General features: G+C 62.5%; 21 protein-coding genes. 9 read left to right on the top strand and 12 right to left on the bottom strand.

All coding sequences use genetic code 11. The features are described 5' to 3' along the window. The gene (locus I6E52_RS11605) at positions 1 to 765 is read right to left on the bottom strand and encodes a FadR/GntR family transcriptional regulator (RefSeq protein WP_197157608.1); all 765 of its coding nucleotides are present in this window, start codon (positions 763 to 765) and stop codon (positions 1 to 3) included. A gap of 212 nt (positions 766 to 977) precedes the next feature. Here I6E52_RS11605 and I6E52_RS11600 point away from each other — a divergent pair, with 212 nt between their 5' ends. The 8 genes from I6E52_RS11600 to I6E52_RS11565 all read left to right on the top strand — a co-directional run bounded on the left by I6E52_RS11600 (position 978) and on the right by I6E52_RS11565 (position 10459). Further along, positions 978 to 2489, top strand: a complete 1512-nt coding sequence (locus I6E52_RS11600; RefSeq protein WP_197157606.1) for an ABC transporter substrate-binding protein — start codon at positions 978 to 980, stop codon at positions 2487 to 2489. A 113-nt stretch (positions 2490 to 2602) separates the two neighbouring features. Then, a complete protein-coding gene (locus I6E52_RS11595) occupies positions 2603 to 3550 on the top strand; it encodes an ABC transporter permease (protein ID WP_197157604.1) in 948 nt (315 codons plus the stop codon). Continuing rightward, positions 3547 to 4425 carry an ABC transporter permease gene (locus tag I6E52_RS11590; RefSeq protein ID WP_197157602.1) on the top strand — a complete coding sequence of 293 codons (879 nt, stop codon included), beginning with the start codon at positions 3547 to 3549 and terminating at the stop codon, positions 4423 to 4425. The genes I6E52_RS11595 and I6E52_RS11590 overlap by 4 nt, the downstream gene beginning before the upstream one ends. After that, the gene (locus I6E52_RS11585) at positions 4422 to 6305 is read left to right on the top strand and encodes an ABC transporter ATP-binding protein (RefSeq protein WP_197157600.1); all 1884 of its coding nucleotides are present in this window, start codon (positions 4422 to 4424) and stop codon (positions 6303 to 6305) included. The genes I6E52_RS11590 and I6E52_RS11585 overlap by 4 nt, the downstream gene beginning before the upstream one ends. Then, a complete protein-coding gene (locus tag I6E52_RS11580; protein ID WP_197157598.1) occupies positions 6302 to 7363 on the top strand; it encodes a P1 family peptidase in 1062 nt (353 codons plus the stop codon). The genes I6E52_RS11585 and I6E52_RS11580 overlap by 4 nt, the downstream gene beginning before the upstream one ends. Continuing rightward, a complete protein-coding gene (locus I6E52_RS11575) occupies positions 7360 to 8790 on the top strand; it encodes an amidase (RefSeq protein ID WP_197157595.1) in 1431 nt (476 codons plus the stop codon). Before I6E52_RS11580 ends, I6E52_RS11575 begins: the two co-directional genes overlap by 4 nt. Continuing rightward, complete coding sequence (locus tag I6E52_RS11570; RefSeq protein WP_197157593.1) at positions 8787 to 10019, top strand: CynX/NimT family MFS transporter; 1233 nt, start codon at positions 8787 to 8789, stop codon at positions 10017 to 10019. The genes I6E52_RS11575 and I6E52_RS11570 overlap by 4 nt, the downstream gene beginning before the upstream one ends. Before the next feature lie 26 nt (positions 10020 to 10045). Then, positions 10046 to 10459: an HNH endonuclease gene (locus I6E52_RS11565; RefSeq protein WP_231602080.1), complete on the top strand. Its 414-nt coding sequence runs from the start codon at positions 10046 to 10048 to the stop codon at positions 10457 to 10459. Here the strand turns inward: I6E52_RS11565 and I6E52_RS11560 are convergent. Then, complete coding sequence (locus tag I6E52_RS11560) at positions 10416 to 12353, bottom strand: thioredoxin domain-containing protein (RefSeq protein WP_197157591.1); 1938 nt, start codon at positions 12351 to 12353, stop codon at positions 10416 to 10418. The genes I6E52_RS11565 and I6E52_RS11560 overlap by 44 nt on opposite strands. A gap of 11 nt (positions 12354 to 12364) precedes the next feature. Between I6E52_RS11560 and I6E52_RS11555 the strand changes: the two genes are divergently transcribed. Next, positions 12365 to 13120, top strand: coding sequence for an MBL fold metallo-hydrolase (locus I6E52_RS11555; RefSeq protein WP_197157589.1), 756 nt, complete (start codon positions 12365 to 12367; stop codon positions 13118 to 13120). Here the strand turns inward: I6E52_RS11555 and I6E52_RS11550 are convergent. The 10 genes from I6E52_RS11550 to I6E52_RS11505 form a co-directional block, all read right to left on the bottom strand. Then, on the bottom strand, positions 13117 to 13560 hold the full coding sequence (locus I6E52_RS11550; protein ID WP_197157587.1) for a hypothetical protein: 444 nt from the start codon (positions 13558 to 13560) through the stop codon (positions 13117 to 13119). The two genes, I6E52_RS11555 and I6E52_RS11550, sit on opposite strands and share 4 nt — an antisense overlap. A gap of 162 nt (positions 13561 to 13722) precedes the next feature. After that, positions 13723 to 14553, bottom strand: a complete 831-nt coding sequence (locus I6E52_RS11545) for an aldo/keto reductase (RefSeq protein ID WP_197157585.1) — start codon at positions 14551 to 14553, stop codon at positions 13723 to 13725. Between the two features lie 134 nt (positions 14554 to 14687). Beyond that, positions 14688 to 15839: a hypothetical protein gene (locus I6E52_RS11540; protein ID WP_197157583.1), complete on the bottom strand. Its 1152-nt coding sequence runs from the start codon at positions 15837 to 15839 to the stop codon at positions 14688 to 14690. 157 nt (positions 15840 to 15996) lie between these two features. Further along, positions 15997 to 17139 carry a bifunctional 2-methylcitrate synthase/citrate synthase gene (locus I6E52_RS11535; RefSeq protein WP_197157581.1) on the bottom strand — a complete coding sequence of 381 codons (1143 nt, stop codon included), beginning with the start codon at positions 17137 to 17139 and terminating at the stop codon, positions 15997 to 15999. Positions 17140 to 17187: 48 nt separating this feature from the next. Next, positions 17188 to 18093, bottom strand: a complete 906-nt coding sequence (gene prpB, locus I6E52_RS11530; RefSeq protein WP_197157578.1) for a methylisocitrate lyase — start codon at positions 18091 to 18093, stop codon at positions 17188 to 17190. Continuing rightward, positions 18093 to 19586 (bottom strand): MmgE/PrpD family protein, encoded by a 1494-nt coding sequence (locus tag I6E52_RS11525; protein WP_197157576.1) that lies wholly within the window; start codon positions 19584 to 19586, stop codon positions 18093 to 18095. Before I6E52_RS11525 ends, prpB begins: the two co-directional genes overlap by 1 nt. A gap of 11 nt (positions 19587 to 19597) precedes the next feature. Then, positions 19598 to 20269 carry a GntR family transcriptional regulator gene (locus I6E52_RS11520; RefSeq protein ID WP_231602078.1) on the bottom strand — a complete coding sequence of 224 codons (672 nt, stop codon included), beginning with the start codon at positions 20267 to 20269 and terminating at the stop codon, positions 19598 to 19600. 176 nt (positions 20270 to 20445) lie between these two features. Further along, positions 20446 to 21402 (bottom strand): NAD-dependent epimerase/dehydratase family protein, encoded by a 957-nt coding sequence (locus I6E52_RS11515; protein WP_197157574.1) that lies wholly within the window; start codon positions 21400 to 21402, stop codon positions 20446 to 20448. Next, positions 21399 to 22358 carry a bile acid:sodium symporter family protein gene (locus tag I6E52_RS11510; protein WP_197157572.1) on the bottom strand — a complete coding sequence of 320 codons (960 nt, stop codon included), beginning with the start codon at positions 22356 to 22358 and terminating at the stop codon, positions 21399 to 21401. The genes I6E52_RS11515 and I6E52_RS11510 overlap by 4 nt, the downstream gene beginning before the upstream one ends. After that, the gene (locus I6E52_RS11505; RefSeq protein WP_197157570.1) at positions 22355 to 23659 is read right to left on the bottom strand and encodes an NAD(P)/FAD-dependent oxidoreductase; all 1305 of its coding nucleotides are present in this window, start codon (positions 23657 to 23659) and stop codon (positions 22355 to 22357) included. The genes I6E52_RS11510 and I6E52_RS11505 overlap by 4 nt, the downstream gene beginning before the upstream one ends. Positions 23660 to 23682 lie beyond the last annotated feature (23 nt).

The following is a 23682-nucleotide window of genomic DNA, read 5'->3' as shown; positions in this document are numbered from 1 at the left end:
TTACTCGCTCGGCACTCCCAGAAGGGCAAGGCCGTTGCGATCGCCGTGCTCGATCATTTCGCCGTAGTACTCGATGACGAAGGTGCGGGCCAGCTGCCCGGCCCGAGCACCATCCTGGGCTTCGATGGCGTTGAAGATCTCATAGTCATGGGCGAGCGAGAGCTTCATTTGCGCGCCGGAGTCAGGAGCGCTGTCGATGCGGTCATTGACCAGATCAACGAGTGCGCCGCGAGCCGCATCACCGCAAATCTGCATGAGTTGGTTGTGGCTTGCTTCCCACACGGTGGCGTGAAAATCGACATCCGCTTGGCTAAATACTGCTGACCCGCCGGCGATGCTTGATTCCATTGCTTCGACGGCAGCGCGCATCTCTTCGAGCTGCTCGGGGGTGCGATGTTCGGCAGCAAGCGTGCAGGATGCCCCTTCGAGCATGACGCGAAACTCGACCAGTTCGGAGAGTTTGATCGTGCCGCTGCGCACCAGACGGTTCATCGCTTTATGCAGCGTCGCCGGTGACGCTTGAAGAATTTCAGGACCGCGAGGATCACCGGGGCGTGAGCGCACCAGCCCACCGCTTTCGAGCACGCGGAGTGCTTCGCGCACCGTAGCGCGGCTGACCGCGAAGGTGCCCATGAGGTCTCGTTCGCTCGGCAAACGATCTCCGGGATTAAGCTGACGCGTGGCGATCGCCTGCTCGATTTGTTCCACGATCGCTTCATACGCGCGCACAGGCTTGACGGCGACGAACCCAGTTTTGTCAGTCATCTACTTTCCTTTTGCACATCATTGTTGCCGGTTTTCGATCATTGTGCGCCTCGTGTTGACGACCTTCGACGACCGTGCCACACTATCGGACACGCCCCAAGTGTACTGGTCAGACCAGTTGTTTCGGGCCGTTATCCATCACATTTCACCCCCGTTTCGCACCGCTCCATTCCCGCAATAATTCGGAAACAAACCAAGGAGATTGTCTAGACATGAGGTCCTTTACCCGGCGGAAATCCCTCGCCATCACCGCAACCGCAATGGTTGCTTCTCTCGCCCTCGTCGGATGTTCAGCCGCCGACGATTCCAGCGATGCCGCCGCCAGCACCGAACTCGTTGTCGGCCTGCTCGCTTCCCCGGCAAGCCTCGACTACTCGACCACCGGTGGTGCCGCAATCCCGCAGGCGCTGCTTTACAACGTCTACGAAGGCCTCGTCAAAATCGACAACGCCGGCGACATCCAGCCCCTGCTCGCCGAGTCCTACACGGTCAGTGACGATGGACTCGTCTACACGTTCCTCCTGCACGAGGGCGTGACCTTCTCCAACGGCTCACCCTTCACCGCCGAGAGCGTCAAGTTCAGCCTCGAACGCGTCGCCGACAACTGGACCGCCAATGGCCCGTCGTACCTCGATCCCATCTCCTCCGTCGACGTCGTTTCTGACACCGAGGTCACCATCACGCTCAGCGCACCGAGCAACAGCTGGCTCTTCAACATGGCTGGCCCGGTCGGAACGATGTTCAGCCCCGACGGCATCGACGACCTCGCCACAGACCCAGTCGGCACCGGCCCCTACGACGTGAGCGAATTCACCTCGGGTACCAGCCTCGAGCTGACCGAACGTGACGACTACTGGGGCGAAGCACCCTTCATGAGCGACGTCACGTTCAACTACTACGCCGACGCCACCGCCCAGACCAACGCGCTTTTGGGTGGAGACATCGACCTCATCTCCGCGCTCACCGCGTACCAGCTCATCGGCCAGTTCGAATCGGATGACGACTTTGCCGTCTACGAAGGAACCTCAACCGGCGAGACCACGATGACGCTGAACAACCAGAGTGACGCCTTCAGCGACGTTCGCGTTCGTCAAGCTGTCATGTACGCCGTCGACCGCCAGGCCGTTCTCGACACCGTGAACAGCGGCTACGGTTCGCTCATCGGCTCGATGGTTCCGCCCACTGACCCCTGGTTCGATGACTCACTCGTTGACCTCTACCCCTACGACCCCGCCAAGGCCGAAGCACTTTTGGCTGAAGCAGGCGTCAGCGACCTCACCGTCTCGATGAAGCTCCCCAACCTGCCCTACGCCGTGGATGCCGGACAGGTCGTCAAGGATCAGCTCTCTCAGGTCGGCATCACCGCCGACGTCACCACACTGGAGTTCCCCGCAGTCTGGCTCGACGAGGTCTTCACCAACCACGATTACGACATCTCGATCATCGCCCACACAGAACCGCGTGACATCAGCGCGTTTGCAGCGCCGACCTACTACGCGGGTTACGACAACCCCGAAGTAATGGCCCTGTTCGCTGAAGCAGATGCAAGCGATGAAGCAACCTTCGTCGAGTTGATGAAGGAAGCTAGCGCGACCATGGCTGAAGAAGCCGCGGCCGACTGGCTCTTCCTCAACCCGAACGTGACGGCGGCAGACGCTGACCTCACCGGAGTTCCGCTGAACGCGCCGACGTTGTCATTCGACCTGACAACAATCGCACGCTAGAACTAGCCTCACCAGCACCACTCCCCTGACGGGTGGGGCCGGTACGTCACCATCCCTGACGCTCCGGCTCCGCCCGCCAGGCCCCAGATCCATCACTGCGAAAAGGCCCTAACATGCTGTTGACCATCGCCCGCCGAATCGGCATCTTTGCTGCGACTCTGGTGGCGGCATCCATCATCACCTTCTTGATGTTGTCGATCCTCCCCGGCAATGCGGCGCGCGTCGCCCTCGGCATCGAGGCAACCGAAGCTCAAGTCGCCGCTCAAGAGCAGCTGATGGGCCTCGACCGCCCCCTCTACGTGCAGTTCTTCGACTGGTTCGGACACCTCCTCATCGGCGACTTCGGCACCTCAACAGTGTCGGGCCAAGAGATCGGGCCCCAGATCGGCGACGCTCTCGCCATCACGGGAGTGCTCGTGATCTCCAGCGTGATTCTCGCGCTGCTCTTCGCCATCCCGATGGGCATCCTCTCGGCCGTTCGCCAGAACAAAGCCGACGGCGTGATCATCTCCGGCATCAGCCAAATCGGAATCTCGATCCCCGGCTTTCTCTTCGGAATCCTTCTTGTGGCGCTCTTCGCCGTGAAGCTCAAATGGCTGCCGGCTGGAGGCTGGGATGACCCGGGAGACGACTTCGTCGGGTTCCTTGAGCACCTCATCCTTCCGGCCATCGCGCTCGGCTCGGTGCAGGGCGCAGTGCTCAGCCGCTACGTCCGATCATCGGTACTCGAAGTCATGCGCGAAGATTTCCTCCGCACCGCCCGCGCCAAGGGCCTCACCCCCAACCGTGCGCTCATGCGACACGGCCTTCGCAACGCCGCCATCCCCGTGATGACCGTGCTCGGCCTTCAGATTGCATCGCTGCTGATTGGCGCCGTCGTCATCGAACGCGTCTTCGCGATCCCCGGCCTCGGCAGCCTCCTGCTCGACAAGGTAGCCCTGCGCGACCTGCCCAGCATCCAAGGAATCGTGATGGTTCTCGTGGCCTTGGTACTGCTGCTCAACCTTCTCATCGACATCGCATACACCATCGTTGACCCCCGACTCCGGAGCGCATCATGACGACAACCACTCCCGCTCCCGCAGCTCCGCGCCTGCGTAAAAACGCCATTCCTTCGGGCAAACGCCGCAACGGAAACCTCGTCGTCGGCATCATCCTGATCGGCCTCGTCGTCTTCGCCGCAGTGCTCTCCGCGTTCTGGACTCCCTTCGACCCCGAAGGTGTCTTTCCTGGAGAGCTTCTGCTTCCCCCCGGCGCCGAGCACCTCCTCGGCACCGACAACTTCGGGCGTGACGTACTCAGTTCGATCCTTCGTGGTGCTCAAATTTCGTTGATCGTCGGAATCGTCGCCGTCGGTATCGCAGCCATACTCGGTGTGCCTTTCGGCATCGTCGCGGGCATGAATCCCGGCCGGCTCGACCAGTTCATGATGCGTGGCAACGACATCCTGCTCGCCTTCCCCGCCCTGCTGCTCGCCATCATCTTCGGTGCCGTCTTCGGAGCAAACACCACCACCGCGATGGTCGCGCTCGGCATCGGTTCAGCACCGTCCTTCGCCTCCATCGCCCGCAGTGGTACCCAGCAGGTGATGAGTCGCGAGTACGTGCAGGCGTCCAAAGCCTCCGGAAAGAACGGCTGGTTCGTGGGAGTGAAGCACGTGCTGCCTAACATCTCCGGAATTCTTATCGTGCAAGCATCCGTCTCCTTCGGCATCGCCGTACTTGCCGAAGCAGCCCTCTCGTACCTCGGACTTGGAACCACCCCGCCGACCCCCTCGTGGGGCCGCATGCTGCAGGACGCCCAGGGCTACCTCTACGTTCAACCGCTCTTGGTGGTCTGGCCCGGAATCGCGATCGCGATCGCGGTGCTCGGCTTCAACCTCCTCGGCGACGGATTACGCGACCGGCTCGACCCCAGAATGCAGGTAAAACGATGACCACGACAGACGCCCCCATCGAACCGACGCTCAGCGTTCGCAACCTCACCGTCAACTCCGCCTACGCCGAGCTACTCCACGGCATCAGCTTCGACATCGCTCCCGGCGAGCGCGTCGGACTAATCGGAGAATCGGGTTCTGGCAAGTCGCTGACGGCAACATCCGTCATGGGATTACTACCCGAGACTCTCGCCGCCAATGGCGAGATTCACCTTGCCGGCGGCCACGGAGATCTCGTGCACGCCTCCGAATCCACGTTGAGCCAATTGCGCGGCAACACCATGGCCATGGTCTTCCAAGAGCCCATGACCGCACTGAACCCGCTCATGAAGGTTGGCGCGCAGGTTGCCGAGATCATGACCCAGCACCGCACGGTTCCTTCCGGCCAGACTGCCGCCGCCCGCGCCGTAGAGCTGTTGGCGCAAGTGAAGCTGCCGAACCCCGCCGAGGCCGCGCTCGCGTTCCCCCACCAGCTCTCGGGTGGTCAGCGCCAGCGCGTCATGCTCGCGATGGCGATGGCGAACGACCCCCAGCTGCTGCTGTGCGACGAACCAACCACCGCTCTGGATGTCACGGTGCAGGCAGAAGTGCTGCGCCTGATCGAAGGTCTCGTCACCGAACGCGGCACCTCGCTGCTCTTCATCACCCACGACATTGGTGTGGTCGCCGAGGTCTGCGAGCGCGTACTCGTGATGTACAAGGGCGACATCGTGGAAGACGGCACGGTTGAGCAGGTCATCACCAACCCGCAGCATCCGTATACCAAGGCACTGATTGCCGCGTCGAACCTTTCTGTCGTGGATGAGCGGGGTCGCCTGCACACGATTGCCACGAGTGCGATCACTCTTCCCACCGCTGCTGAGCTCGCCGCTGCGCTGGAGGAGCCTGCGGTTGGCTCGCCTGCCGCTGCCGCTGCTGGCGCCGCTGGTGCGGTTGCTGACGTTGCTTCTGCGGATGCCGCAGCGGCTGAGCCTGCCGTGGCGGCTCCCGCGATCGCCAGCACGCCAGGTTTCGTGATCCCGCACCAGCGCCGCACCGATCCCGACGAGCGAATCATCTTCAACGAGATTCCGGGCGAACCGCTGATTCGGGTTCGCGAGCTCACGCGCCAGTACAAGCGCCGCGGTGGTGGCAAACTCTTTGGCAAGCCGCCCGTCGTGCATGGTTTGCGTGGGCTCGATTTCGATGTGGCCAAAGGCCAACGCTTTGGCATTGTCGGCGAATCAGGGTCAGGAAAGTCGACGCTGATGCGTCTGATGTGTGCTCTCGATGAGCCCACCGGCGGCAGCATTACGGTCTCCGGGCAAGAGCTTGCGGGCGCGAAGGAGCGCGAGTTGCGCGACTTCCGCAGCCAAGTGCAGATCGTGTTCCAAGATCCCATGGGGTCGCTCGATCCGCGCATGAAGGTTGAGCAGATCGTGGCGGAGCCACTACGAGGTGTCAGCCGCGAGGAGTCCCGCGAGCGAGTGATTGCCCAGTTGGAATCCGTCGGTCTTGATGCGGATGTCATGCACCGTCATCCGCACCAGTTCTCGGGTGGTCAGCGCCAGCGAATTTCTATCGCGCGGGCCCTCATCACTCGTCCACGCGTGTTGGTGGCCGATGAGGCGGTGAGCGCTTTGGATGTGTCGGTGCGTGCGCAGGTGCTCAATCTGCTTTCGGACTTGGTCGACGAGTACGCACTCACGCTCTTGTTCGTCTCGCATGATCTCGGGGTTATCCGGCACGCGTGCGACACCGTCGCAGTGTTGTCGGATGGTCGCATCGTCGAATGCGGACCGACCGATGATGTCTACGACAATCCACTTCACCCGTACACCCAGAAGCTTGTGAGTGCGACGCCGTCGATCTCCGAGCTCGCCGGACGGGCCCGCTCGTGAGCGGCGCAGCAGCGACCGGCCGTCGCGACGTTGGTTCGATCACCGATGTCGACGGCATCCGGGTTGGACAGGTCAACAAACAGGGCGATGGTTGGCTCAGTGGCGTGACCGTGGTGTTGCCCGACACCAACACGATTGGTGGCGTTGATGTGCGCGGCGGTGGGCCCGGCACTCACGAAACCGATGCCCTCGATCCACGCACTCTGGTGCCCACGGTCGATGCTGTCGTGCTTACGGGCGGGAGTGCTTTTGGTCTAGCGACAGCCCAGGGCGCTCAGCGCTGGTGTGCCGAGGATGAGCGCGGCATTCTGGTCGGCACTCTCCCCCACGAGGTCGTGCCGATCGTTCCGGCAGCAGCAATTTTCGATCTCGGGCGCGGTGGCGAATTCGCCAATCGCCCCACCGAGCAGATGGGCTACGACGCCGCAGCAGCCGCTGCCGCCAGCCCACCCTTTAGCCCGGTCGACCGTGGCAACGTCGGTGCGGGTACCGGCGGCGCGCTCGGCGGTATCTACAAGGGCGGCGTGGGCACAGCATCCGTCACCCTCACGGGAGACAACGCCGGAATTGTGGTCGGGGCGATCGTGGTCGTGAATGCGGTCGGGATGCCGTGGCTGCCTCAGACGGCTGCGTCGACGACAGCAGGCGGTAAGGCTGCAGCCGCGGCGGCTGGCCTCGAGCCGGTGCGTTCGGCATCGCCGCCGCAGGGACTCAACACGACCATCGCTGTAGTTGCGACGAATGCGATTCTCGATCCGGCCGAGGCCTCTCGAACCGCGACGACGGCTCACGACGGGTTCGCTCGGGTGCTGAACCCGGTGCATACCCTCACCGATGGCGACACCGTCTTTGTGCTCGCTACGTCCAAAAAGGAACTGGCCGGCGATGACCGCAGCGGCCGCGTTGCCTCGCTCTTCGCTCTGCAGACGGCCTCAGCCGAGGCGATGCGTCTGGCCATTCTGGATGCCATCGATTCTGCTCGCACCGTGACGACCCCGGTAGTGACTTTGGAACGTTTCCCTCTCCCCACTGACCTCGACTGGAGTGTCCTCGCATGACCATCAACCCCACCGGCAGCACCGCATCCTTGGCAACGCTGACTGCGACCGAACTAGGTTCTCTCTTCGCGAGCCGAGCGATCTCGCCCGTGGAGGTCACCCGCGCTGTGCTCGAGCGAGCGGAAGCCAAGCAGGCTGAATTGAATTGTTTTTACGCCATCGACGCCGCGGGGGCTACCGCTGCGGCTGAGGCGAGCGAGAAGCGCTGGGCTGCTGGCGAACCGCTGGGCGCCATCGACGGCGTTCCGGCCACGATCAAAGAGAACGTCGCGCTGGCCGGTTTCAGCCAGCCTTCGGGCACGGCAGCCAAGTTCGACGCACCTCCGGCCACCGCTGACGGCCCTCTCGCGGCCCGTCTCAAAGAATCGGGTGGCGTCATTTTTGGAATCACGGTGATGCCTGATTACGGGATGCTCTCCTCGGGTGTCTCGTCGCTGCACGGCATCACTCGCAGCCCCTGGAACCCCGCGTGGACTGTCGGTGGTTCCAGCGGTGGAGCCGGTGCTGCAGCGGCGGCGGGCGTTGGCCCACTGCATTCCGGTTCTGACATCGGCGGATCACTGCGCCTTCCCGCAACGTGGCTCGGGCTCTTTACGCTCAAGCCCAGCTCGGGACGCGTCGCCGTCGATCCGCCCTACATGGGGCGCGTCGCAGGCCCCCTCACCCGCACGGTCGATGACGCTGCTCTCATGATGAGCGTGATGACGCGACCCGACATTCGTGACTACACGAGCCTCGGCCAGCAAGATCTCGACTGGAGCGACATCCACTATCCCGACTTAGACTCCGCGATGCGCGGCAAGAAGGTTGCCTTCCACTTGGAGGGTGGCGCTGGCTTGCCGACCGACCCCGAGGTTGCCGCTGCGATTCAGGATGCCGTCAGCCACTTTGCTGCCGCCGGTGCCGAGATCACCGAGATAGCTCCGCCCATGACCGAGGAGTATCTCGATGACCTCGACATGTTCTTGCGCGTGCGTTCGCTCGGAGACTTCGAGGCGCTGAGCCCGGAGCGTCAAGCAATGGTGCTGCCGTTCATCCAAGACTGGGTGCTCGCCGGTCAGGGCGTTACCGGCGTTGAATCACTGCGTCATTACCAAACCATTCAGTCGATGCGTGACAGCACGGTGCGCTCCACCGCGCCCTACGATCTCGTGTTGTCGGCGGCATCGCCCGTCGCAGCGTTCCCTGCCGAGTGGCCGATGCCCAGCAATGATGCCGCGACCTCGCTGCACCACATTGCCTACACGGCTCCCTACAACTTCTCGGAACAGCCAGCATCGACTCTGAACTGTGGTTTCACCGCCGACGGTCGCCCGATCGGTCTGCAAATCGCCGGTCGTCGCTACGACGACCTCGAAGTTATGCGCGCCAGCCACTGGTACGAGCAGACCCGGCCGAGCAGCGCGAACCCGGCTTGGCCACTGTGAATCGACGCTGGGGTGGCCCCATCGCCCTGGCCGGCATCCTGCTCGTCGCCCTGAACCTTCGCCCCGCCGTTGCCTCACTGTCACCGATCATTGTGGCGGTGCAGCGGGACATTTCGCTCGACAGTGTGGCTCTCGGCATCCTCGGTATGCTTGCGCCGGCATGTTTCGCTTTCGCTGGCCTCACGATGCATCTGGTCAGTCGGCGTTTTCACGCTGAGTGGATCTTGCTCGGTGCGCTCGTCGCGATTGTGGGCGGTCAGCTTGTGCGCGCCACGAGCTTCTCATTCGCGGGTCTACTCGTCGGCGGCATCTTTGCCTTTCTCGGCATGGGCGTCGCGAACGTTCTCCTGCCGCCGCTCGTCAAGAAGTACTTTCCGCGCCGCATCGGGCTCGTCACCTCGCTGTATGTGACGCTCATCTCCGTCGGCGCGCTCGTGCCACCGTTGCTGGCAGTGCCTCTCGCGCAGGCGACGGGGTGGCGTGAGTCGCTCGGCTCGTGGGCACTCATAGGCATGCTGGCGATCATCCCGTGGATCGCACTCGTTGTCGGGCGCCGCAGTCGAGACACCGCCAATGCCGCCTCCACCATTCCGACGCCCCGCATCGGTGGCCTCTGGAAATCGCGAATCGCGTGGGGCGTTTCGCTCATCTTCGCCATCTCCAGCTTCAACGGCTATGCCATGTTCGCGTGGCTGCCACCCCTGCTGGTAGCGACCGCAGGAAGTACCGAAACCGAAGCGGGGCAACTTCTTTCGCTATTCGCGACCATCGGCATCCCCGCCGCCATCTTTGTGCCCATAATTGCGAATCGGATGCGCGAACCCCTGCACCTCGTCTACCCGGGCGTTGCCGCCTTCGTTGTCGGGTATCTCGGCCTCATTCTGGCGCCATCGGTCATGACGTGGCTGTGGGTCTCCATCCTCGGAATCGGCACGCTGATCTTTCCGCTGAGCCTGCTGCTGGTCAACCTACGCACCCTCACCTTCGAAGGCTCGATCGCGCTCAGCGGTTTCGTGCAGGGAGTCGGCTACGTGCTCGGAGCCCTCGGACCGCTGTCGCTCGGTGTCGTTCACGCCATCTCGGGCAACTGGACGGCGCCCCTCATCGTGCTGCTCGTCGCCTCTGCCGTGGTTGGTGGCGTCGCACTGCTACTGATGACTCCGGGAACCTTAGAGAACCCGGGTGGGGGTTCGCGGATGTCGCGGGCTGCTGCGTCGTCCGCCAGTTGAGGGCTGCGGTGCACTAACTTAGCCCTATGGCTGTAGCTCAGACTCGACGCGCGCGTGCTGCCCGACGCCGCAAACGCCGGGTCGATGCCGCCGACAACACTCTCACCGCCGAGCAGTGGGAAGAGCTCAAGCGCGAATGGGGCGGCTGCGCCTACTGCACCGCCACCGATGCTGCGCTGCAGAAAGATTGCGTGCAGCCAATCTCCCGCGGCGGCAGCTACACCGTCGGCAACGTCGTTCCCGCCTGCGGCTCCTGCAACGCGAGCAAAAGCAACAGCGAAGTGACCTCATGGATGCGCCGCAAACGCCTCGACGAACGCGCCTTCCTCACGCAGTACGTGCACGTGCGGCAGGCGCTCGGGATTCTGTATCCGGTCGGCACGGCCGCTACAGGCGCTAGTTCGCGCCCAGCAGTGCCTCCAGCGCAGGCGCATCAGTGAGTGGCAAGCGGCACACAAACTCTTCGCAGAGGTAGGCCGTCGGTTCGCCGCCGGTAGCGGTGCGGGCAGCAAACAGCTCAAAGCCCGATGCCGCAAAAGCGTCGGCCTGAGCCTGCGAGACCGCAACACCAATGCCCCCAGCGCGGTGCAGCGTGCGCGCCAGACTCGTGAGCTCGCCGCTCGTTGCGGCGCTTCCGTCGGAGGCGTCGCCAGCCGCATCGGCAGCCACGCCGGAGGCAGCCGCGACTGCCTCATCCCCGGTTACGACGACGAGCTGGCGCAGGGGTGCACCGAGCTCCGACATGAGGGTGAGGGCGGTTCCGAACGAGATGGGTTGCTGGGCTGCGAGTTGGCCGACCAGCTTCATAGAAGCCTCGGCGGCATCCCGATATTGGGCGTCGCCGGTGAGCGCGAAGAGGGTGTGGGCGGCGGCGGCCATCGCACTGAGGCCGCTGGGGTGGGCTCCGTCACTGATGTCGGCTTCGGTCGAGAGTCCTTGCGCGGCGAGCACGGAGTCGCTGCCGCCGGGGAGGCCAAAGGGTGAGCTTCCCGAGCCTGCGGCTCCGGCAGCGAGCGCACCGTCGATGAGGTCGCGGGCGGCGAGCGCATAGCAGACCTCACCGGTGGCGATCGAGAGTTCGAGCAGGCCTTGAGCGAGCATCCCGCTGTCTTCGAGGGTTGCTGCCGCGTCGGAGAGGATGCCGTCGATGGAGGTGCGCACGAGGCGATGCCCCGCACCGCCAACACCCACGTGCTCCGCGAGCAAGAAGTCGGCGGCACCGCGAGCAAGCGCGATCCACTCGGCGTTGCCGTGACGGGCGCCGGCCAAGGCAAGGGCTTCGATGGCGAGACCGTTCCAGCCGGTGAGGATCTTGTCGTCGCGGGGCGGGGCTTCGACGCGGGCGCGGCTCGCGGCATCCAGCGAATAGTAGAAGCCTTCGACACGTTTGCCGTCGACGGTGCTCTCGGAATCGAGGCCCGAAGCGAATGCTCCTGAGGGCAGCAGCAGCTTGTCGCGCAAGAACTCGGCGACGCCCGCCGCGATCTCAGCCGAGTCGGCGAGCGCGTAGGCGGCAAGCAGTTGGGCGTTGTCGTAGAGCATGCGTTCGTAGTGCGGGTCGGTCCAGTCGGCCTGGGTGGAGTAGCGGAAGAACCCGCCATCAACCGGGTCGCGCAGGGCGGATGCCGCCATCGCCTTCAGCGTGCGGTCGGCGAGACCGGCTGCCTCGGGCGAGTGTTCGGCGGAGCGGGCGCCGCGATCGAGAAGGAACCGCAGCACCGGGGTGACCGGAAATTTGGGGGCGTCGCCGAATCCGCCATGGTAAAGATCTTCGGCGGCCGCGAGCGCATCGATCACGGGCGCAAAGTCGGCGACGAGCTCGCTCTCGACACCGCGGCTCTGAGCGAGCGCTTGGGCAATCGCATTGCCGCTGGTCTCGACTTGCTCACGCCGCGCAGTCCACGCATCCGACACCGATTCGAGCACTTGCCGAAATGCCGGATGCTGCCCCACCGCGGTCGGCGGCCAGTAGGTGCCGGCAAAGAAGGCTCGCCCCGCTGGCGTGACGAACACGTTGAGGGGCCAGCCCAGGTTGGGCGTGAAGGCGGATGCCGCGGCCAGATAGGTGGAGTCCACTTCGGCGTGCTCTTCGCGGTCGACTTTGATCGCCACGAAGTTTTCGTTGAGGTAGGCGGCCAGCACGGGGTCGCTGAAGGATTCCCGCGCCATCACGTGGCACCAGTGGCACGTGGAGTAGCCGATGGAGACGAGCACGGGCACATCTCGGCGTTCCGCTTCGGCAAAAGCTTCGGCAGACCACTCCCACCAGTCCACCGGATTGGTGGCGTGTGATCTCAGGTACGGGCTCGCAGCAGTTTCCAGACGATTGGGCATAGTCTCAGAGTATGTCGAAGTTGACCGTGACCTACATTGGCGGCCCCACCGCGTTGCTCGAATATGCGGGATTGCGCATCGTGACTGATCCCACATTCGATGCCCCACAGCTCTACCCCGACGAGGGCGGTGTGCCGCTCACCAAGACAGCGGGTCCGGCGCTGAGCCGAGCGGATGTTGGCGCTGTCGATCTGGTGTTGCTGTCGCATCACGAACACCAAGACAACCTCGACTACGAGGGACTCGAACTCCTCGCCACCGGCGTGCTGACGATCAGCACCATGAAGGCGGGCTCTGACCTCTTCGGTGGCGGTGTTGTCGGCCTCGACTCGTGGGAATCCCGCGAAGTCGGCGCCGTAACCGTCACCGCAGTGCCGGCCCTGCATGGCCCTCCCGGTTCCGAGGCCCGGCTCGGCCCCGTCACCGGTTTCGTGCTGCAGGCCGAGGGCGAACCAACCATCTACGTCAGCGGCGACAACGCCTCCCTGCCGCTCGTGCAGCAAATCGCCGACCGCTTCCCCGACATCAGCATCGCCGTGCTCTTCGCGGGTGCTGCCCGCATCTCCGCGGTCAACGGTCCCCTCACCTTGACGTCAGCGGATGCCGCTGAAGCCGCCCGCATTGTGGGCGCCAGCCACGTGGTCGGCCTCCACACCGAAGGCTGGGAACACTTCACCGAAACCCGCGCCGACTTCGAAGCTGCGTTCGCGGGGACGGGGTTACTTGTGGATACGCCGCCCGGGGTTGCGGTGGGTATCGACGCTTAGGGACTCGGAATCTCACGAGTTTCGTGAAACTCCACGTCGCCGTTGAGCCCCGAAACTTCGAGCAGTACCCGCCAGTCGGAGCCGTATCGATCGACCACGGCCGGCCGGCCCTGGGACATGTCGACGACATCGTCAGCCGTGAGCGTCACACCGTATTCTTCTGCCGCCCACTCCTGCACGGCAGTCGTGTAGTCCGCGAAAGCAGCAATATCCCGTTCCTCGAAACTGGCTGCGGTTGCGATCAAGCCAAGCGCGCTGGCCGTTCCGGCGGCAATCGCCAGCACGGTTAGCGCAAGCGCTCGGAGCCGGAATTTGCGGCCAGGCCCCGCAAGCCAATACAGGACAGCGATTACGGCAATTCCAAAAGTGGCAACGGCACCCAGAAACGGAATGAACGCCCAGCCTTCGGTGGGGCTCTGATAGAGACCGGGGTTTGTCATGACTCTGGTCCTCGCCGCTCAATTCGTTGTGTTGCGCGCTGAAAACCAGCCCGAGCAACACTCTGTGAAGCTCAAGCGTACCAGCGGCTCCACGACAGAGGCCGGCACCCGCTCACCGAAAGGAGTGCGGATGCCGGCCTCGATACGAAGCGCGAATCTTCCCTAGAAAGTAGCCTCGTCGGGGTTCGTGCCCACACGCTGATCGCGATCGATCGCATCAATCGATGCCATCTCATCCGCAGAAAGCTCGAAACCAAAGACATCGAAGTTCTCGGCCATACGCTCGCGCGAGTTCGACTTGGGGAACAGGATGATGCCGCTCTGCAGGTGCCAACGGATCGCAACTTGAGCAGGTGAGACCTCGTGGGCGGCGGCAGCAGTCTGCAACGCTGGCTCGCTGAAGAGGTCATACTTGCCCTGCCCAAGCGGGCCCCAGGCCTCAGTGTGGATGCCAAGCTCGGCACCATAGGCGCGGAGCTCGCGCTGAGCAAAAGCGGGGTGAAGTTCGATCTGGTTTACTGCGGGCACCGTTTCGCTTCCCGCAAGAATCTTCTCGAGGTGCGGGCGGTGGAAGTTGCTGACACCGATCGAACGCGTCTTGCCCGCAGCCTTGAGCTCTTCCATGGTGAGCCAGGTCTCAAGGTAACGGTCGAGGTCGGGGCGAGGCCAGTGGATGAGATACAGATCGACGTAGTCGAGACCCAGCTTTTCAAGGCTGAGATCCATGGCATCGCGAACCGAGTCTGTGCCCTGGTCGCTGTTCCACAGCTTGGTGGTGAGGAAGATTTCTTCGCGCGGGATGCCCGAAGCCTTGATGGCATTGCCGACGCCCTGCTCGTTGCCGTAAATCATGGCGGTGTCAAGGTGGCGGTAGCCAACCTCGAGCGCGTCGGTGACGATGCGCTCGGTTTCTGCGGGGTCAACCTTGAAGACTCCGAACCCGAGCTGCGGGATGGAATTGCCGTCGTTGAGTTCAATCTGGGGAACAGTCATGTCCCCATCCTGCCACTCACGACTGACGATTCAATCAACGTTCGTGTAGCTCTCGAGTGATCCCGCAATCGTCGAGGCCCGAGTAGGCGACGGGCAGGCGCAAGCGGATCCCCGGTCAGCGCAGAAGGCCGCCCTCAGACTCCATTGCGAAGCACGACATCGAGGCGACCCGTATCGTCAGAGCGCCATTCACCGTTTCGGATCGTCAATTCTGCAGTATTCCGAGTGCCGGCTCGGGCTGAAAGGTTCAGAGTGCCAACACCGTCAAGATCTTGAGTCAGCTCGTGCGTACCTTCGTACAGCCGGCCGTTCACGGTCAAGTGTGCATCGCCGCTTGCAACGTCGAACTGAACGGTGAAGTCATATTCCACACGAAGCTCGCCTCCCCAGCGATAAGCACGGCTAACCTGCCTACCGGGCTCTATGGGGAACGACGAACGAGGCGGGTCATGGATCTCATCTGTTCTATCGTCATCTCTGCCAAAGAAATCGATGTCGACGAACAGCGGCGGAAGCGCCACATCTTCCGGCGTTATCGTAATTCTGCTCCGAACGACGTAGCGGGCCGCAGCGGTATCTGCCCCGGACCCTCCGCCAGACAACCCACCGCCGCTCGGGGGTTGTTCAAGCACGAGTCTCGCGTCCGAGGTCACGACCTGCGTCCTTGACGCCTGCGCCCACGTGCTCGACTGACCGATCTCATCATCTCGATCGGCCGCACCAAAGAGTCCAAAACCGAGACTTCTCCCGATTCGCCGCGCAGCCACCTTTCGGGAGATTACGCCGATTTCCTGCTTCATACGAACTTCGAAATCGCGAATGGTTGCGGTAAGGGACTCCTCGTCGACCAGCGAAGACGTGTTTAGCCCGCCGATAAACGATGTCGCAAAACTAGGAATTCCTACACCGATATCGCGAGTGATCTCATTGATCCAGGAATCAGGCGTGTTGTCCTCTTCCATCGCAACAACAGTCATCCCGACTCTGGGGGTGATAAAGCTCGGAATCGCGGGAGGGAAATCGTAGATCCGGATGGATGCCCTGCCTACTGAATCAGGAATGGCCACCGGGCCATCGGCAGCGGACAAGCTTCGCCGAACGATGTTTTCGTGATTTCCTCCGCGAAAAACCATTTGAGGAGTGCCGGTCAAAGACCCGTCAGGAGCGACACTAATGTTGCCGTCTAGAGCCCAAAAGATCGCGATGAGGTATGGCTCATCGCCGCTCGATTCATCGGGACGCTCGATCTCGAAATCGATGAGATCGAAGTTTGCCATGTAAGTCATGTCTCTCCCCCTAGTTCGACATGAGTCTCACAATGGACGAGATCCATGTTGCACATCAAGGTACTCCTGAGACGAACTCAGGGCAAGGATTCTCCCCCATCGTGCAGCAGCATGGAGGAGAACCTTGGGCGCTACGCCCCAACGCAAACCACGAAGGCTAGCTGATGTGGCGCTCGTCAACTCCCGAGTACGCCGCGAGGGGGCGGATGAGGGCGTTCGAAGCAGCCTGCTCCATGATGTGAGCGGTCCAGCCGGTGATTCGCGCAGCGACGAACAGCGGCGTGAACATGTCGGTGTCGAAGCCGATGAGGTTGTAGGCGGGGCCGCTCGGGTAGTCGAGGTTCGGCTTGATGTTCTTGCGGCTCGTCATGGCCGTTTCGAGTGCCTCGTAGAGTTCCATCATGTCGGGGCGGCGATATTCGGCGATGAGCGTTTCGAGCGCCGCCTTCATGGTGGGCACCCGCGAGTCACCGTTCTTGTAGACCCGGTGGCCAAAACCCATGATCTTGCGCTTGTCGGCGAGCGCCTTCTCGAGCCACTCTTCGGCGTTTGCGGCAGTGCCGATCTCGTCGAAGACGTGCATGACGGCTTCGTTCGCTCCGCCGTGCAACTGACCCTTGAGGGCGCCGATTGCGGCCGTGACGGCGCTGTAGAGGTCGCTGAGCGTGCTCGTAACGACACGAGCGGTGAACGTCGAGGCGTTGAAGGAGTGCTCGGCGTACAAAATCATCGAGACGTCGAACGCGTTCACGACAACGAGGTCAGGAACCTCGCCGAAGGTCATGTGCAAGAAGTTGGCCGAATAGCTGAGGTCGTCGCGCGGCTCAACAAGTTCCTGATCCCGACGACGACGCTGGTCGTACGCGATGATCGCGGGCAGCTTCGCAAAGAGAGTCAGCGAGCGCTGAAAGTTGAGGTCTGCGTCGATCATGCTGGCGGGGTCGGTGAGGGTGTCATCCATCGCGCCGATCACGCTAACGGCGGTGCGTACGACATCCATCGGATGCGCGGTGAGCGGCAGCTCGTCGATCACACGCTTGGTGTGAGCGTCGAGGTGACGCTGCGCCCGCTCGACGCGCTGGAACTCTTCGAGCTGCTCGCCGGTGGGCAGTTCGCCGTGCCACAGCAGATAGGCCACCTCTTCGAAGGTGCACTTCTCGGCCAGTTCTTGCACGGGATAACCGCGGTAAAGCAGGGAATTGGTTTCCGGGTTCACCTTCGAGATCGCGGTGGTGTCGGCAACAACGCCGGCAAGCCCCTTGCGAATCTCGGTGGCGGGGGTACCTGTTAGGTCAGTCATGGTGCTCCTCGGTGGTGTCTTTCGAGTTCAAGTTAATGAGTGCGTCGTTTAGTGGTGGTTGTCGAGCGTGAAGTTGAACACCGATGAATCGAAGGTGTTGTAACTTTCGTAGTCGAGCAGTTCATACAGGCGAGCCCTCGTCTGCATCTCTCCGACAGCAGCCTGCTGGGTGCCGTCGGCGTTGATTGCATCGAGAGTGCGCTCCGCAGCACCCATGGCACTACGCAACAGGGTTACGGGGTAAATAACAATGTTTACGCCGATATTGCCCAATTGGGTTGTCGTGAAAAGTTCGCTCTTACCAAACTCTGTCATGTTTGCGAGGATCGGAACATCCACGGCCTTACGCATCGCCTCGAACTCGCTCAGATCTTTCATCGCCTCGGGGAAGATCGCGTCAGCTCCGGCATCAACAAGCTGCTTCGCGCGGTCCATCGCTACCTCTAGGCCATCAACGGCGCGGATGTCGGTGCGAGCCATAATGAGCAGGTTGGGGTCACGTCGGGCATCGACCGCGGCACGGATGCGCTTGAGGGCGGTGTCAGTGTCGACGACCGCTTTGCCATCGAGGTGTCCGCAGCGCTTCGGGTTGACCTGATCTTCGATGTGAAGCCCGGAGACACCCGCATCTTCAAGAGTCTGCACGGTGCGAGCGACGTTCATGGGTTCGCCGAAGCCGGTGTCGGCGTCAACGAGTGACGGCAGGTCGGTCATCCGCGAAATCTGTTGCGAACGACCGGCGACCTCGGTGAGAGTCGTCAGGCCGATGTCGGGCAAACCCAAATCGGCACTGATGACGGCACCCGAAATGTAGACGCCGTCGAAGCCCTTGTCTTGAATGAGGCGGGCGCTCAGCGGGTTGAAGGCGCCGGGCACGCGCAGCAGTTCGCCGCTGGCAAGACGCTCGCGAAACTGGGCACGCTTGGTGGCTGGATCTGTGGAGGCGTACAGCATTAGAAGATTCCTTTGGCGGTGATGGCGGGGAAGTTGCCGCGCACGGTCAGCCCACCCAGTTCGGATGGCGAAAGCTCGGGCAGGCGCTGAGCGACGTCCAAGAAGCGTTCGATTTCGTCGCTCGCAAGCACGCCATCCGCGAGGGTGCGGAACTTGGTGATGTACTGCTCGCGGGCGAAGGGTCGAGCGCCGAGCGGGTGAGCGTCAGCGACAGCGATCTCTTCGACGATGCGGCTGCCGTCGGTCATTTCGATCTCGACGCGACCGCCGAAGGCTTTCTCGGCGGGGTCGATCGAGTGGTAGCGACGCGTCCATTCGGGGTCTTCTTCGGTCGAGACCCGCTTCCACAGTGCAATCGTGTCCGCGCGGTTGGCACGCTCAGGCGCGTAGCTGTTGACGTGGTGCCATTCCTTGTCTTGCAGGGCAACCGTGAAGATGTACGGGATGGAGTGGTCGAGCGTTTCGCGGCTCGCGTTGGGGTCGTACTTTTGCGGGTCGTTAGCGCCCGAGCCGATCACGTAGTGCGTGTGGTGGCTCGTGTGCAGCACGATGCGGTTGATGTTCTCTTCAATCAGCTCTGGATGCTCGCGCCCCAGTTTGCGGGCGAGGTCGATCCACGCCTGCGCCTGGTACTCGGCCGAGTGTTCCTTCGTGTACGAGTCGAGGATCGCGGTGCGCGCCTCCCCTAGCTCGGGCAGCGGAACCTCATAGTGCGCGTCGGGACCGTCGAGCATCCACGCAATCACGCCGTCTTCACCTTCGTAAATCGGGGTGGGGCTGGTCTGGCCGCGCATGGCACGGTCGACAGCTTCGACGGCCATCTTGCCGGCAAACGCGGGAGCGTATGCCTTCCACGTGGAGATCTCGCCCTTGCGCGACTGGCGCGTGGCGGTCGTCGTGTGCAGCGCTTGGCCGACGGCCTGGAAGATGGTTTCGGTGTCGAGGCCGAGAAGGGTTCCGATGCCGGCGGCCGCGCTCGGGCCGAGGTGGGCAACATGGTCGATCTTGTGCTTGTGCAAGCAGATCGCCTTCACGAGGTCGATCTGAATCTCGTAGCCCGTGACGATTCCGCGCAACAGGTCAGCGCCGGTGCGCCCCGTGTGCTGAGCAACGGCCAAGATCGGCGGGATGTTGTCGCCGGGGTGCGAGTAGTCGGCGGCCAAGAACGTGTCGTGGTAGTCGAGCTCGCGCACAGCAACACCGTTAGCCCAGGCTGCCCACTCCGGGCTGACACGCTCGTCGGAGCCGAAGACCGTCGAGCCTGGCTCTGCGGGGTGACGCTCCGCTTGAGCCCGAGCCGAGACGACGGGCGCGCGGGTGAGGGATGCGGTGGCAACAGCGGCGTTGTCAATCACACGGTTGATGACCATGTCGGTCACGGCATCCGTTGGTTCAAGCTGCTCGGCAGCGATTTCGGCAATCTTGTGGGCGAGTTGGTCTTCGCGAGCGAGGTTTTCATCGCTGCGGTAGACGCGGAGGGCATGGTTTTTCACAGTGGAGCCTTTCAATTGGCGGCGCGCAGGGGGGATTCTGCGGCCATGGCTAGTGCGCTCGTGAGCGCGTGATGGAGATGAACATGGGTGGCGTGGGCGGCTAGCTCCGGATCGCCGGCAACGATGGCCTGCACAATAAGAAGGTGCTCTTTGGCCGCCGCCGCCAAGCGCTCGGGGTTATCTTTGGCGAGACGCCGCACCCGCACCAGATGCGTGCGCAACGAATTGAGCGCACCGGTGAGGTAGTCATTCTCGACAGCATCATCGACGGCCGCGTCGAAACGGCGCACAAGATCGAAATAGGCGCTGCGGTCACTGTCGTCACGTGCAAGCAACTCGGGCACGGTTTCGAACTCCCGCTCGAGGTCAGCAAACGTGCTTCCCGTGTGGTGTTGTGCTGCCAAACGCACCGCTTTCACTTCAAGCGCTTTGCGCACATCAAAGAGTTCGCGGATGTTGTCGACCGATACATCGGTAACGACAAGCCCGCGACCGGACTGGCTCGACACCAGCCCATCCGTCATCAGTCGAGACAGTGCTTCTCGCAGCGGGGTGCGGGACACCCCAAGCCGCGCAGCCTGCTCAACCTCGCCCAGAATCGTTCCGGGGGCCAGACGCCACTCGACGATGTCGTCGCGCAGGGCTTGATAGGCGCGGTCACTGGCACGGATGGGTGTTGCCATGCGCGCCTCCTGAGACCGTCAAACCGACGTAGGGACAAAAGCCCGCAAACGCAGTTTTGTATACAAGAACTCCAGTCTAAGCATGTTCGGAGAGAAATCAAGCCAAATTTTGGATGAACTGTATACAGAATTGAGGTGGGCCTCTCCGTGGGCACCGGCCAACCGCGAGCAGCCCGCTAGCGCAGCGCCTTCGCCTCAAGATACGCGCTAAAGGCCTCACGGCTCGACTTGCGGGGCGTGAACCCGAACGTTGACTTGAGAGCGCCGTTATCGAGCACCGGGCGATAGAGCAAGAACTTCACCTGTGCTCGTTTATGCGGCGTGAGCTTCAGAGCATGCCCGACCGTCAAGACGACACTAAAGAGCCACGGCGGGATGATTATCAATCGTTTGCCGAGCGCTGCTGCGATCTCGCGAACAGTCATCTTTCCATCGCCAGCCACGTTGAAGATGCCTGCCGGCCCACCGCTCGCGGCGCGCACCATGACCTCAACAACGTCATCCACCCACACAAACACGAAAGGGCTGTCTGCGCCGGTGAGTTTCAGCACGCGCGGGCTGTCCCACAGCGCGGTGATCTGGTTCTCAACAGACGGGCCCACAATGGTGCCGATCCGAAAAATGGTCTGGGTCAGCTGCGGGGTCGTCTCGCGCAACTCAGCGAGCATCTCTTCGACCATGCGCTTGTGGCGACTATAAGGAAAGTCGTCATTGCCACGAAGAGGAGCGGTCTCGGTGATCCACTCCGGGTTATCGGCGTGATAGCCATAGGTGGCACCGCTCGACGACACGACGATGCGCGAGACCCCCGCTTCGACACAGGCGTCAAAGACGGCGCGGGAGCCCTCCACATCAACCGCGAATTCTTGGCTCACCGTCGTGCTCTTGCCAGGGTTCACGATAGAAGCGAGATGCACCACCGTGTCGATGTGGTGGCGACGCAACAGGGCAGGAAGGCCCGCAGCATCCGTCACATCGAGGCGTTCGTAGAGCACACCCGGCAGCCGCACCCCGGGACTGGGAGTGCGAATATCGGCGCTCACCACACACTCGATGGCGTCGGATGCAGCCAACCCGGCCACTACCGAGGTGCCCAAGAACCCGGTGCCACCCGTCACAAGAACTCGACTCATGCGTGTGCCTCCGCTTCGTTTGCGGGGCTGCCGGAGATCGGCCCCGAGCCGTCATTGACGCCCCGAGCCTTTCGGCGTCCCCACCAGGTCGCCAGCGCGAGGCCCGCGATGATGTCCCAGATACCCCACCATCCCGCAACAACGGCCATTCCGCCTAGTCCCCCAAAGAAGGTGAAGACTAAACCGAGCCCGAGTCCCGCGTTGCGGATGCCAACTTCGAACGTGACTGCTTTGGCTTCGTAGAGCGCGAGTCCGCCGAGTCGCGCACTCGCGTAGCCGAGACCGAGCGCGATCGCATCGTGCAGAAACACGGCGAGCAGCACGATCCCCACATAGGCAATGAAGAACTGGAAATTGCCGGCGAGCGCCGCAATGATGAAGCCGAGGAGCGCGAGCAGACTGATCCATTTCACGGTGGGTTGCACCTTCTTAGCGAAGGCAGGCCAGCGGTTTTTGATGGCGAAGCCCACAGCAAACGGCAGCCCGATGATGAGCACAATTTCGAGCAACATCTGCCCGGCGTTGAGGCTCACAGTTTCTAGAATGCTGGACGCGGTGGGGTGCCAGCCGCCCCACAGGGACAGGTTCACGGGCAGCATGACGATGTAGATCACATTGGTGACTGCCGTCATCGAGACCGAGAGAGCGACGTTGCCCCGCGCCCGATAGGTGAGCACTTGTGAAATGTTTCCCGGCGGACAACACGCGACCAGAATCATCCCGAGGGCAATCGACGGGCCGACCTGCAACAGCAGGGTGAGGCCGAAGGTGACCGCGGGCAAAAGCACGAGTTGGGCAACGAGCGAGATGGCGAACGCGCGGGGTGCTTTCACAACTGCCCGAAAGTCTTCGAGGCTCGTATCGAGGGCGATTCCGAACATGATGAGGCCAAGCACGATGCTGAGCGCGATGAGCGAGCCAGGGCTGAAGTTGAGTTGCGCATCATCGATCGTCATGAGCTGGCCTTTCGGGTGAGCGTCTCAAGCAAGCGTCGAATGGTGCGTCGGTAGGCATCCTTATTGACGTAGTACGACATGCGCTCGAGCGCCAAATATTTGTAGCCGCCGGTGAGGTCGGGCCACGGTTCTTCGGCTGTTTCGCGAAAGTGGGCGGCGGCGCGGGGCGCCGTGTCTTGAGCCGCCAGATAGGCCGCAAGAAGCTTGGCTTGTTCGTATCGCCCCTGCCAGCCGATGCCGCTCGCTTCAATCATTCCCATGACGTAGAGACCATTGAAACTAGGCGGAAAAATATTCACATACAGCTCGGGCGCGTCGGAAGACCAATTGAGGTGCTCAGCCCCCACAAAGGGGTACGCAAGCGTGTACCCGGTAGCCAACACGATGAGGTCGTAGTCGGCCTCGGAGCCATCCGTAAAGTGCACCGTATTCCCGTTAAAGCGCTCGGGTGCGGGCACGACGCGCAGGTCGCCCTGGCCGAGATGGCCGAGCACGAGAGTGTTCACGATGGGGTGTGATTCGTAGATGCGGTAGTCGGGCTGAGGAAAGCCGAACTTCACCGGGTCACCCGTGAACGCGCGCAACACTCGCTTGTCGATGAATTGCTTGAGGCGGGCTGGCAGCGGGCGACCCTGATTGAGGGTGTCCGCTGGTTTGCCAAACAGGTAGCGCGGAACAAAGTAGTAGCCCCGGCGCACACTCAGGTCGATGCTGTCGGCATGGTGCACCGCGTCCACGGCGATGTCACACCCGCTATTGCCAGCGCCCACTACGAGCACGCGTTTGCCGGCAAACATCGTGGCCTTTTTGTACTGGCTCGAATGAATGATCTCACCAGCAAATTTACCTTCAAACTGCGGGATGCTGGGGTGGGCTAGCGTGCCGTTAGCAAGCACAACACCGTCGAAGCGTTCCGTTCGCGGCTCGTGCCCCGTGGTGGTGCTCGTGACGTTCCAGCCACCATCATCGGCCGGTTCAAGGCGTTCCACGGTGGTGTTGAACAGGAACTTCTCGCCCAGATCGAAGCGATCGCTGTAGGCCCGAAAGTACTTTTTGAGTTCGCGATGGCTCGGATAATCGGCCGTGGTCTGCATGGGTAGTTCGTGAAACTCGGTCGTCGTGCGCGAGGAAATGAGGTGCGCAGACTCGTACATCGTGCTGCGCGGATTGTCGATATTCCAGAGACCACCGACGTCGTCTGCCGACTCAAAACCGACGTAGTGGATGCCCGCCTTATCGAGAGCCCGGGCAGCGGCGAGTCCCGAAGGACCAGCGCCGATGATGGCGATGGTGCGAGGCATTCGTTCCTCCCGGGATGAACAAC

Origin of the sequence: Salinibacterium sp. NG253 (assembly GCF_015864945.1) — a bacterium.
GTDB lineage: Bacteria > Actinomycetota > Actinomycetes > Actinomycetales > Microbacteriaceae > Rhodoglobus.
This window is presented reverse-complemented; position numbering and strand designations above follow the sequence as displayed.